Genomic DNA, 10,957 nt, shown 5'->3' on the forward strand with positions numbered 1-10,957 from the left:
GTATTCGTCACAAGCAGCCAATCATTTCGCTGCTTGTGACACTATTCTGGATTGACTAGCAATAGCATATTGCCAAACTCTAACATCTGCTCAGCGCTTTGCACCTGCTCTGGCCACTCACCTTGCTGTAACTGCACAAAACTTAACGGTTGCTCTAATTTAAATTGAAAGGTTAACGCGCGCGGATCGGCCAAAAAAACCAATAACGGCTGGCTAATGGCACTCGGTAAGCTGGGATGCTGCGTTAAAAACTGCTCTAACTGCCCTTTTAACGCTTCCACTTGTGCGGTTTGCTCGGTTTGCCGGAGCGCCTGATACAAGGCTTGTAAAAATCCCCCATTAACGATATTCAACTGCCCTTCTGCTACTAAACCTTCGGTTAAGGCTTGTGTTAACTGCTGACTATAAGCATCCGACTGACTGAATACTTGCTGCGCTTCAGCGTCCATCGCCGTCCACTGTTTGGCAAACTGCCAAAACCGCTGCATCTTTTGCATCTGCAATTGAAAATTTACCGAGAAGCCCTCGCCAATATACAATTGCTGCGTTAAACGCAAGTTGCCGCTTTTCCCCGAGTAATGATATTGATAATCCGTATTGATGAATAAGCCTTTGGCGAGTTTGGCCAACTCGGGCGGCAAAAACACCTGCATCCCGTCAGAGAGTTTTAACCCCACAATCGATACCTGACCATTATCGGCTAACGTACCCGGCTCAAAGCCACGTACTTGCAGCTGCGCTACTTCTGCCAAAACACCGACGGCCGCCACATCAACTTGAACACCTTCAATCCGGTAATCATCTTGCCAATAATTGGCTTTAATCCGCTGATAGCTCAAACTTAGCCCAGGCATCAAGCCAGCAGACGCCATTTCAGCATAAGATTGGTTAATATAGTCAATTTGCTGGCCAATGATCTTAGCCGCTTGGTAATTAACATACTGATAGATAGCCACGCAAACCACTGCGGCTAAGCCAATGCCTAATAACAGTTTATTCTTTCGCATACTCAAACCAACCCCAAAAAAATCTTGCCTACCATAGGCGATGTGCCGCGAAAAGTCATGCGCTTTGTCGACACAGGTTCGACCTTTATGTATTTGTTAGATTAACCTGCTGCGATTTACAGCAAAGGATGTTGCCACAGCACCATCAATGTTAAAATGCATGCCGCTCGCCATACCAGACAGGACGGATAACGCAGTGACAGACTATTTCCATTGGTTCGATTTATTAGGCATCGCTGTATTTGCTGTGTCGGGTACTTTGGCAGCATGGCGTAATCACATGGATGGCTTCGGCGTGATTGTATTAGCCACCGTTACCGCCATTGGCGGCGGAACACTGCGCGATCTCATTTTAGATGTGCCGGTGATCTGGATGAACAATAATAGCTATTTTTTTGCCATCTTTGCCGCAGCCGGTGCCACCATCTTACTGGTACGTAATCGTCTGACCATTCCCAATAATACGTTACAAATTGCCGATGCCATTGGGCTGGCCTTTTTTGTGATTATGGGTACGCAAAAAGCGCTGGATCACGGCACCTCGACCATGGTGGCCATTATGCTCGGCACCATGAGCGGCGTGTGTGGTGGCATGATCCGTGATGTACTGTGCCGGGAGATCCCCATGGTGTTTCGCGGCGAGCTGTATGCTTTTACCTGTATTTTTGGTGGTGCGGTGTATACCAGCCTATTGGCGCTGCATATCGCCCCTATTTATGCCATGCTCGCCGGTATGACAAGCCTGCTATTACTGCGCTTAGCCGCCATTAAATGGCAACTGACCATTCCGGTATTTGGCCGCAACTCTCAGGAGTTGAACGAGCCTTAATCGTTAAACAATAGCGCCCCTGATCGCTAAACTTTTTTAACTTACCTTGCGGTTGCTGCATATCTTTTAGCAGCAACATTGCTTTATCCCACTTAGTGCGCATACTTAGATTAGGCAATGTTGCTCTATCTCAGTAATCCTTCCTCAGGTGAATTGTGCAAAACACTACTATGTCAAAGAACTGCGGCTATGTCAGTTCAGTGCGCGGCAGTGTTGTTGAAGTGAAGTTCACCACACAGCTGCCACCTATCCATAACATTTTACTGGCTGATAACGAACGCATTGTGTTGGAAGTACAAGCGCATACCACTGCTTTATCTGTAAAGACCATCGCTCTTACGCCAACCCAAGGTTTGGCCAGAAACATGGTGGTAGTCGATACAGGCGGCCCTTTGTGTGCACCGGTGGGCCCGGACATTCTCTCTCGAATGTTTGATGTGTTTGGCGCCACCATTGATGGACGACCCGCACCTACTGATCTGCAATGGCGCAGTGTGCATCATGCCCCGCCCAGCTTATTACAACGCTTAGATAAAACCGAAATATTTACCACCGGCATTAAAATTGTCGATGTGTTAACCCCCCTAGAACGAGGCGGCAAAGCCGGGCTTTTTGGTGGTGCCGGTGTCGGTAAAACGGTTTTGCTCACAGAGATGATCCACAACATGCTTGGCCATCAACAAGGCGTCAGTATTTTTTGCGGTATAGGTGAACGCTGTCGTGAAGGCGAAGAACTTTATCGAGAAATGCAGCAAGCTGGCGTGCTGGATAGCATGGTGATGCTATTTGGCCAAATGAATGCACCGCCAGGTAATCGCTTTCGTATCGGGCATGCGGCCTTAACGATGGCAGAATACTTCCGCGATGATCAGCATAAAGATGTGTTGCTATTAATTGATAACATTTTTCGTTTTATTCAAGCAGGTGCTGAAGTTTCCGGTTTAATGGGACAAATGCCATCGCGTATGGGCTATCAACCCACTATGGGTACTGAACTCGCCACCTTAGAAGAACGCATTGCCAGTACGACAAACGGGGCTATTACCTCTATTCAAGCAGTGTATGTCCCTGCAGATGACTTTACCGATCCCTCAGCAGTGCATACCTTTGCCCACTTATCGGCCTCCTTGGTCTTATCACGCAAACGCGCCAGCGAAGGGCTGTATCCGGCTATCGATCCATTGCAATCCAGCTCCAAAATGGCCACGCCGGGTATCGTCGGTCAACGACATTACAACATCGCGCAGAATGTGCGTCAGGTACTGGCACAATACGACGAATTAAAAGACATCATTGCCATGCTCGGGCTAGAACAGTTATCCGTTAAGGATCGTGACACCGTAAATCGCGCTAGGCGCTTAGAACGGTTCTTCACCCAGCCCTTTTTTACTACTGAACAATTCAGTGATATTGCCGGCACCCAAGTCAGCTTAGAGGATGCACTTGAGGGCTGTGAACGGATCCTTAACGGAGAATTTAATGAGTATCCAGAAAGTGCGCTCTACATGATTGGTAGCGTGAATGAGGTTAAACCCTTAACCAAACGTTCAGACGGTAAGCAAAGCCATGAAGCTTAAAATATGCCTACCCTTTGCTGTATTTACCGAACAAAACCAAATACATAACCTGATAGTTGATACTACTGATGGTGCCTTTGGTTTGTTAGAACATCGTCAGGATTGTGTCGCCCTCGTGGTACCAGGCATTCTCAGTTACCGCATGCCAGATGGCGAAGACATCTATGTCGCAGTTGATCAAGGTGTGCTGGTAAAAGTGGGTGAGCAAATAACCATGTCAGTGCGCAGGGCTTATTCCGGTGTACCGTTAACCCAATTGCATCAGATGGTGAGTGACGAGTTTCTGAAACTCGACGCACAACAACAATTAATGCGCAACGTGATGGCGAAGTTAGAAAGTGGTTTCGTGCGCCGTTCTATCAACATAAACCGGCACGATGAATCATGACCAAACACGAGAGCTCGGAAGAACAAAAACAGCAGCAAGCATTGTTGCAGCAGGTTCACCATAAAGCCAAACGTAAACTGAAGGCGCAGCGAAGTCAGTCCGGGGTGTGGTTTGGTCTTGGCATGATGGGGTTAATTGGTTGGTCCATCGCGGTCCCCACTCTATTGGGCACCGCCCTGGGTATGTATTTAGATGACAAATTACAGGATCAACGTTCCTGGACTCTGGCGTTATTGCTTGCAGGCTTGGTAATAGGCTGTTTTACCGCGTGGCAATGGCTAAACAAAGAGGGCCTGGCCATGCACCAAGAAAAGGAAAACGATGATGAATGATCTGTTACTGGCGCAGGGTGTCACAATGATGTCGGTGCTCAGTGCCATGCTAAGTGGCCTATTGATTGGGCTGGTATTTTTTTATGTGCTTTGGCTTACCACACAGCAAGGGCTGCTTTCTGCAAGGCCTTTGTTGTGGTTTTTGGGTGGCTTTATAGTGCGACTTACTCTAGCCGGTTGCGGTTTTTATCTGGTCGGGCAGCAACATTGGCCACTTTGGTTGGCCTGTCTGGTTGGCTTTTTAGTCGGTAGAACACTGTGTTATCGCTGGCGCGTAAAGTCCAGTGTGTCTGCCACGATTAGCACAACGGGAGATGAAGGATGCAATTAACGCCCGATGAACTGATTTACTGGCAGTTTGGCTTTATTAAGCTCAATGCGACGCTAGTGTATACGTGGTTAGTCATGGCGATTTTAGTCATTGGCTCAAAATTAATTACCCGAAAGCTGGCAACCGGCTTAGCCCGATCGCGCTGGCAAAACTTGCTGGAAATGGTCGTTACCACGCTGGTAACACAAATCGCGCATATAGGTTTGGAAAAGCCCAAACATTATTTAGGCTTTTTAGGTAGCCTGTTTTTGTTTGTTGCCACGGCTAATTTATTGACCGTATTTCCGGGCTTTGAAGCACCAACCGGCTCCTTATCCACCACCATAGCGCTAGCTTGCGCTGTATTTATTGCCGTGCCTTTTTATGGGATCCATGAAAAAGGACTGCAAGCCTATTTAGCGTCTTATACCGAACCGACTTGGATTATGTTGCCCTTTAATATTATTGGCGAGTTGTCTCGCACCTTGGCGCTAGCGGTCAGACTTTTTGGTAATGTGATGAGCGGTTCGATGATTATTGCCATTTTACTGGTCATCGCCCCACTGATTTTCCCATTATTAATGACCGCGCTGGGGCTACTGACCGGCATAGTACAGGCCTATATCTTTTTTGTGCTGGCGGCCGTTTATATTGCTGCCGCAACCCAGCGCATCGAGCAAAAATCCACTACATCACACTGAGGTCGCTTTATGGATAGTCTTACATTAATCGCACTGGCATCAATTATTACCGCCGGCTTAACCATTTCAATAGGGTGTATTGGACCGGCTCTGGCGGAGGGCAAAGCCGTCAGTACCGCGTTAAGTGCCCTAGCGCAACAACCTGATGCATCGGCAACCATCACCCGCACGTTATTTGTGGGCTTGGCCATGATTGAATCCACCGCCATTTATTCTTTTGTTGTCTCCATGATTTTGCTGTTTGCTAACCCCTTTTGGAATCACTTTAGCACTATCGTGATTGGAAATTGACATGATCATTGACTGGTTTACCGTTGGCGCTCAAGCACTGAACTTTTTAATCTTGGTGTATTTGCTAAAACGCTTTTTATACCATCCTATTTTGCAGGCTATTGATGCTAGAGAAAAAGTGATTGCCGACAAAATAGCCGCAGCAGAGCAATTAAAAACCGCAGCCGAAAAACAGCAACACGCGTTGCAACAACAGCAACAAGCATTTGCTGCAGAAAAACAAACACAGCTGCAGCAGGCCATCGCAGAGGCTGAAAAGCAACACGCTGTGTTACTCACCGACGCCAAGCAACAAGTTGCTTTACTACGCCAACAAGCCATCGCGGATCTTGATCAAGAAATACACACGTTACACACGCTAATTGCTGAGGAAAGTTTGCAGCAGATTTATGCGAATAGCGCAAAAGTCCTGCAAGACCTCGCCGGAATTGAATTACAGCAACGTATGTTTGAGGTGTTTATTGTACGCTTAAAGCATGTTCTAGCAGAGCCGCCCGCAGCTGATGTCGCTGAGCAGCAAACCGCCCTACTCAATCACTTAAAGCAGCCTGCGGTTGCCGTGACACTGCGAAGTGCAGAGCCCCTGTCACCCGAGCAGCAAAATAGCATCACGACATGTTTAACTGCCCTGATACCTGATACTAACCAACAGCGTTCGCCAATAAAGTTTGTCGTTGCAACCGACTTAATTTGTGGTATTGAGCTGGTGATGGAGGGTTGGAAATTGTCCTGGAGCAGTGAAGATTATTTAGCGTCGCTGCAAGCATCTGGCCAAGCGTTATCCGCTTTATTGCCTGAAAAAGCCGCCCAGCCAGCAACTAAACGCGCCTTGCCGATGCCTACCGAGCCCAATAATGATGGCAACTAAATCGCAAAGCTTACAACAACAGGTTAATCACCTGTTCAAACAACTCGACCAACGCCGAGAAGCCTTAAAACCAACCTTACAACTGCAAGAAATTGGCACGATCAAGCAGGTTAGTGCCGGCGTCGCAGTCGTCAGCGGCTTACCGACGGTAGGTTATGATGAGTTATTACGCTTCCCGGGTGATATTTACGGTATCGCCTTTAATATTGATGAAGACGAAATTGGTGTCGTACTGTTAGGCGAGTATGCCGCATTAAAGGCTGGTGATCTTGTTTATCCTACCCGACGGGTGATGGATGTGGCAGTGGGCGATGCCTTACTGGGCCGGGTTATAGATCCCCTGGGCAGGCCGTTAGATGGTCTAAAATCACCAAAACTAACACAGCGGCTGCCAATAGAGCGGCAGGCGCCAGCCATCATTCAACGTCTCCCCGTTACTCAGACTTTGCAAACCGGCTTAAAAGTCATCGATGCACTGATCCCAATTGGTCGCGGGCAGCGTGAGTTGATCATGGGTGATCGCCAAACCGGTAAAACCGCTATTGCCATCGACACTATTTTAAATCAACAAGGCAAGGATGTATTGTGTGTGTATTGCGCCATAGGACAACGTAGCGCGTCAGTCGCGAAAACCTTGGCCACTTTGCGCAGTAAAGAGGCGATGGCTTATACGGTGGTTATGGTTACAGAGGGTAATAGTGCGCCAGGTCTTGATTATATCGCGCCCTATGCGGCGACCAGTGTAGGCGAATTCTTTATGCAGCAGGGCCATGATGTGCTGATTGTCTATGACGACTTGACGCAACATGCCCGCTCTTATCGGGAACTGTCGCTGCTGCTGCGCCGACCACCAGGACGAGAAGCCTTCCCTGGGGATATTTTTTATTTACATTCCCGCCTACTCGAACGATCAACCCACCTTAATGCAAAGCAAGGTGGTGGCTCGATGACAGCCTTACCCATCATCGAAACCGAAGCCCAAAATATGTCTGCTTATATCCCCACCAACCTCATTTCCATTACCGATGGTCAAATTTATTTGTCGCCAACCTTATTTGAACTAGGCGTGTTACCTGCAGTAGACGTGGGGAAATCCGTGTCGCGAGTAGGCGGTAAAGCACAAAGTGACAGTTATCGTAGTATCGCCGGTGATCTGAAGTTGGCCTATGCCCAATTTGAAGAATTAGAAAGCTTTGCGCGCTTTGGCGCCCGTTTAGATGAAGGGAACTTACAACTGATTCAACATGGCCTGCGGATCCGTGCCTGTTTAAAACAAAACGAAGCGACGCCATTATCACAAATTGCCCAAATGCTGGTGCTATTGTCGTTAAAAGCCGGTTTGTTTGACACTATCGCCCTAGATGAGATGGATCAGGCACAACTTACCCTGATTGCTATGCAAGAACAGTTACCCACAGCCTTGCTGCAAGCATTGGCCAGCGGCGACAAACTCAGCGCTGCCGACAACCAGCAATTGCTGGATTTGTGCCAACAAGCACTCGATCAGGCAAGCCACAACTAATGGCAGAATCGATACCCGTCATCCAGCGAAAAATCGACAGTGCAACCGATCTAAAATCGGTCGTACGCACCATGAAAGCGATGGCGGCTGCCAATATCAGTCAATACGAACAGGCCGTTTTGGCGCTTGATGATTACTATATGACGCTGGAGCTGGCCTTAACGGCAACACTGAAACAGCAAACAACACAGCAACACCGTTATCAACGGCAAAAAACGCCGCAGTTTATTGGCGTTATCGTCTTGGGGTCTGATCAAGGCTTGGTAGGTCAGTTTAATGATCAACTAGCAGAGTTTACCAATTCAGCACTCGCCAAAATAAACGGCAAAAAACGGATCTGGGCAGTCGGGGAGCGGATACGACCGTTGCTTACTGGCGACAGCCTGCAGTTCGGCCAAACTTTTGCGTTACCAGACAGTATCCATGCCATTAGCCCTTTTATCTCGGCTATGCTGTCGGAAATCCAAACATTGCAGGAAACTGGGGCGCTGGAACATGTTTATTTGTTTAACAACACCCCCATCGCTAACGCTCGCTATCGTTGTCAAATGCAGCCACTGTTACCGCTGGACAAACAGTGGCAACAACAACTCGCCACCAAACCCTGGCCAGGCCGCTGTTTGCCACAATTATTGAATGATCCCTCTCTCACTGTTGCTAAACTGCAAAGTGAGTTCCTGTTTATTTCCTTGTTTCGGGCATGTGCCCACTCTTTAGCCAGTGAAAATGCCAGTCGTTTACTGGGGATGCAGCGAGCAGAAAAGAACATTGATGAGCTGCAAACCGAGTTGAAACAACACTTTCACCACCTCCGGCAAAGTGGTATCGACAACGAACTCTTTGATTTGATTGGTGGCTTTGAAGCCTTGCATACCGAGCGCAACTAGCAAATTCAGTTTACTGCAACTAGGCTTAAGGGACCCTTTAGCCACAGGAGTGACTATGTCTACCCGCACCGAACGCGATTCAATGGGCGAGTTACAAGTGCCAAGTAGCGCGCTTTACCAAGCACAAACGCAACGCGCCGTGCAAAACTTTCAAATCAGTCCAAAAACGCTGCCGCTGAGCTTTATTCAGGCTTTGCTGCAAATTAAACAAGCCGCAGCCCACAGCAATGCCCAATTGGGATTGCTAAACACCGCTCAGGCCAATGCCATTGTCAAGGCGGCTGAAAAGCTACTCAGTAACACTGATTTAAGCCAGTTCCCCGTCAGTGTTTATCAAACCGGCTCGGGCACCAGCAGCAATATGAACGTGAATGAAGTGCTGGCGACCGTGGCGAGTCAATTGTCTGGCGAGCGCATTCATCCCAATGATCAGGTCAATTTAGGCCAAAGCAGTAACGACACTATCCCCACGGCGATACAATTGAGTAGCTTATTGGCGTTAGAGCAGCAATTATTTCCAGCAATACAGACCTTAGAACAGGCAATTAACACAAAATCTGCAGAGATAGGTCATATTGTCAAAACCGGCCGCACCCATTTAATGGATGCCATGCCGGTGACCTTTGCGCAAGTGCTCGGCGGCTGGCACCGTCAGCTGAGTCATGCGCAAACCCAGTTACAGCAGCAAGTGCCGCTGCTAAGCCAATTAGCGCAAGGCGGCACGGCGGTAGGTTCTGGTATTAATGCGCATAAAGATTTCGCCGCCCTGTTTGCCAAGCAACTAAGCCAACAAACCGGCTTAAGCTTAACGCCCAGCTCTAACTTCTTTTTTAATTTAAGCTCGCAAGATGGTGCGCTCGCGCTCTCCGGCGCGTTAAAAACCTTAGCCGCAGCAATGTTAAAAATCGCTAACGATTTACGCTGGATGAACTCTGGGCCGTTAGCAGGCCTAAGCGAAATTAGCTTAGCGGCTTTACAACCGGGTTCGTCGATTATGCCGGGTAAAGTCAACCCGGTGATCCCCGAAGCGGTGGCGATGGCTTCTGTGCAAGTGTTTGCCTGTGATACCGCCATTAGCATGGCGGCGCAATCGGGTAATTTTGAGTTAAACGTGATGCTGCCACTGGTGGCCGATAATCTATTAGAAGCGATCAGTTTACTCAGTGGCAGTTGCCAAGCATTGGCCACACAAGCCATAGCGGATTTTACGGTTAATGAGCAGCATATTGCGCAAACGGTGGCGAAAAACCCGATCTTGGTGACCGCACTCAACAGTAAAATTGGCTATGACCAAGCCGCTGCGATTGCCAAACAGGCTTATCAGCAGCAACGTCCCATTATTGATGTGGCGGCGGAACTGACCGAATTAAGCAGAGATGAGCTAAAGGAGCTATTAGATCCAAAGCAATTAACGGGAGAATCGTAGCAACAAGATCCGATATAATCTTTTCACCTGAGCACAAGAAGTTAGCTTAAGCAAACATGACCACCTACACTACCCTGGCCGCGCCGGTTGAGCATCGGCTCACTGAAAAGAACAGTGATTTTCTGACCTTTTTGCAGCCGATCACTGATCGTGAGATCGCCTTGCAGTGGCTACAGCATTATCGTGAACGCTACAAAGATGCTAATCACGTATGCTGGGCCTATATTATTGGCAATACTCGCCAGCCTTTAACCCAAGCCTTTAGTGATGATGGCGAGCCCAGCGGCACCGCCGGTAAACCGATGTTGCATGTACTAACTGAGCGCGAATTAGGTAATACCTTGGCCGTAGTCGTGCGCTATTTTGGTGGGGTGAAACTGGGTGCGGGTGGCCTGGTGCGCGCTTACTCGGCTGCGGTGTCGCAAGCCGCTAATTTAGCTGAGTTAACCACTGTTAGCCCGCAAAGCGAGTTAACCGTTCGGGTTAGTTTCGCCGCTGAAGCCCGCTTGCGACAAATGCTACAGCAATACGGCGGTGAAGTCTTAGCGATTCGGTATCAACAACAAGTGGAGATCAGTATTCGCCTACCCGAGCAGGCCGAGGATGAGTTTATGCAACAACTGAATAATCTGACCGCCGGCCAAGCGCAGATCATCACCCCCTCTTGCAGCAAGTAACCTTTGTGGATTCCACACTCGCCCCTGGCGCGCATTCATGCTGCATTGCTCAGATCGGTTAAAACGCTAACTAAAAAGATAACACCCGTTATAGCGCCAGCAACCTAGCTAACCTTTCAAATAAAAATAAATTGTTTACACT

At 48.5% G+C, this 10,957-nt stretch carries 13 protein-coding genes; 12 read left to right on the forward strand and 1 reads right to left on the reverse strand.

All coding sequences use genetic code 11. The features are described from left to right. Positions 1-41: 41 nt before the first annotated feature. Complete coding sequence (locus L1N97_RS04715; RefSeq protein WP_236128958.1) at positions 42-1,007, reverse strand: hypothetical protein; 966 nt, start codon at positions 1,005-1,007, stop codon at positions 42-44. A 196-nt stretch (positions 1,008-1,203) separates the two neighbouring features. Here L1N97_RS04715 and L1N97_RS04720 point away from each other — a divergent pair, with 196 nt between their 5' ends. The 12 genes from L1N97_RS04720 to L1N97_RS04775 all read left to right on the forward strand — a co-directional run bounded on the left by L1N97_RS04720 (position 1,204) and on the right by L1N97_RS04775 (position 10,815). Next, positions 1,204-1,836, forward strand: coding sequence for a trimeric intracellular cation channel family protein (locus tag L1N97_RS04720; RefSeq protein WP_229584687.1), 633 nt, complete (start codon positions 1,204-1,206; stop codon positions 1,834-1,836). Between the two features lie 170 nt (positions 1,837-2,006). Then, positions 2,007-3,413: a F0F1 ATP synthase subunit beta gene (atpD, locus tag L1N97_RS04725; RefSeq protein ID WP_236128959.1), complete on the forward strand. Its 1,407-nt coding sequence runs from the start codon at positions 2,007-2,009 to the stop codon at positions 3,411-3,413. Further along, entirely contained in the window at positions 3,403-3,801 is a 399-nt protein-coding gene (locus L1N97_RS04730) for a F0F1 ATP synthase subunit epsilon (protein WP_236128960.1), read from the forward strand. Before atpD ends, L1N97_RS04730 begins: the two co-directional genes overlap by 11 nt. Further along, the gene (locus L1N97_RS04735) at positions 3,798-4,133 is read left to right on the forward strand and encodes an AtpZ/AtpI family protein (RefSeq protein ID WP_236128961.1); all 336 of its coding nucleotides are present in this window, start codon (positions 3,798-3,800) and stop codon (positions 4,131-4,133) included. Before L1N97_RS04730 ends, L1N97_RS04735 begins: the two co-directional genes overlap by 4 nt. Further along, on the forward strand, positions 4,123-4,464 hold the full coding sequence (locus tag L1N97_RS04740) for an N-ATPase subunit AtpR (protein ID WP_236128962.1): 342 nt from the start codon (positions 4,123-4,125) through the stop codon (positions 4,462-4,464). Before L1N97_RS04735 ends, L1N97_RS04740 begins: the two co-directional genes overlap by 11 nt. Further along, positions 4,455-5,144 (forward strand): F0F1 ATP synthase subunit A, encoded by a 690-nt coding sequence (locus L1N97_RS04745; protein WP_236128963.1) that lies wholly within the window; start codon positions 4,455-4,457, stop codon positions 5,142-5,144. Before L1N97_RS04740 ends, L1N97_RS04745 begins: the two co-directional genes overlap by 10 nt. Before the next feature lie 9 nt (positions 5,145-5,153). Then, positions 5,154-5,435, forward strand: a complete 282-nt coding sequence (locus tag L1N97_RS04750; protein ID WP_236128964.1) for a F0F1 ATP synthase subunit C — start codon at positions 5,154-5,156, stop codon at positions 5,433-5,435. A gap of 1 nt (position 5,436) precedes the next feature. Then, on the forward strand, positions 5,437-6,303 hold the full coding sequence (locus L1N97_RS04755; protein ID WP_236128965.1) for a F0F1 ATP synthase subunit B family protein: 867 nt from the start codon (positions 5,437-5,439) through the stop codon (positions 6,301-6,303). After that, the gene (locus L1N97_RS04760) at positions 6,290-7,825 is read left to right on the forward strand and encodes an alternate F1F0 ATPase, F1 subunit alpha (protein WP_329605537.1); all 1,536 of its coding nucleotides are present in this window, start codon (positions 6,290-6,292) and stop codon (positions 7,823-7,825) included. Before L1N97_RS04755 ends, L1N97_RS04760 begins: the two co-directional genes overlap by 14 nt. Beyond that, positions 7,825-8,712 (forward strand): F0F1 ATP synthase subunit gamma, encoded by an 888-nt coding sequence (locus L1N97_RS04765; RefSeq protein WP_236128966.1) that lies wholly within the window; start codon positions 7,825-7,827, stop codon positions 8,710-8,712. Before L1N97_RS04760 ends, L1N97_RS04765 begins: the two co-directional genes overlap by 1 nt. Positions 8,713-8,767: 55 nt before the next feature. Continuing rightward, on the forward strand, positions 8,768-10,138 hold the full coding sequence (locus tag L1N97_RS04770; RefSeq protein WP_236128967.1) for a class II fumarate hydratase: 1,371 nt from the start codon (positions 8,768-8,770) through the stop codon (positions 10,136-10,138). Between the two features lie 56 nt (positions 10,139-10,194). Continuing rightward, the gene (locus tag L1N97_RS04775) at positions 10,195-10,815 is read left to right on the forward strand and encodes a YigZ family protein (RefSeq protein WP_236128968.1); all 621 of its coding nucleotides are present in this window, start codon (positions 10,195-10,197) and stop codon (positions 10,813-10,815) included. The last annotated feature ends 142 nt before the right edge of the window (positions 10,816-10,957 follow it).

Source organism: Rheinheimera sp. UJ63 (assembly GCF_021568285.1).
GTDB classification, from domain to species: domain Bacteria; phylum Pseudomonadota; class Gammaproteobacteria; order Enterobacterales; family Alteromonadaceae; genus Alishewanella; species Alishewanella maricola.

Bases quoted from the DNA above. Each gene is read 5' to 3' on its own strand.
- L1N97_RS04735 (WP_236128961.1), top strand. From the start codon at position 3,798: ATGACCAAACACGAGAGCTCGGAAGAACAAAAACAGCAGCAAGCATTG.
- L1N97_RS04745 (WP_236128963.1), top strand. From the start codon at position 4,455: ATGCAATTAACGCCCGATGAACTGATTTACTGGCAGTTTGGCTTTATT.
- L1N97_RS04760 (WP_329605537.1), top strand. From the start codon at position 6,290: ATGATGGCAACTAAATCGCAAAGCTTACAACAACAGGTTAATCACCTG.
- L1N97_RS04755 (WP_236128965.1), top strand. From the start codon at position 5,437: ATGATCATTGACTGGTTTACCGTTGGCGCTCAAGCACTGAACTTTTTA.
- atpD (WP_236128959.1), top strand. From the start codon at position 2,007: ATGTCAAAGAACTGCGGCTATGTCAGTTCAGTGCGCGGCAGTGTTGTT.
- L1N97_RS04775 (WP_236128968.1), top strand. From the start codon at position 10,195: ATGACCACCTACACTACCCTGGCCGCGCCGGTTGAGCATCGGCTCACT.
- L1N97_RS04730 (WP_236128960.1), top strand. From the start codon at position 3,403: ATGAAGCTTAAAATATGCCTACCCTTTGCTGTATTTACCGAACAAAAC.
- L1N97_RS04765 (WP_236128966.1), top strand. From the start codon at position 7,825: ATGGCAGAATCGATACCCGTCATCCAGCGAAAAATCGACAGTGCAACC.
- L1N97_RS04750 (WP_236128964.1), top strand. From the start codon at position 5,154: ATGGATAGTCTTACATTAATCGCACTGGCATCAATTATTACCGCCGGC.
- L1N97_RS04715 (WP_236128958.1), bottom strand. From the start codon at position 1,007: ATGCGAAAGAATAAACTGTTATTAGGCATTGGCTTAGCCGCAGTGGTT.
- L1N97_RS04740 (WP_236128962.1), top strand. From the start codon at position 4,123: ATGATGAATGATCTGTTACTGGCGCAGGGTGTCACAATGATGTCGGTG.
- L1N97_RS04770 (WP_236128967.1), top strand. From the start codon at position 8,768: ATGTCTACCCGCACCGAACGCGATTCAATGGGCGAGTTACAAGTGCCA.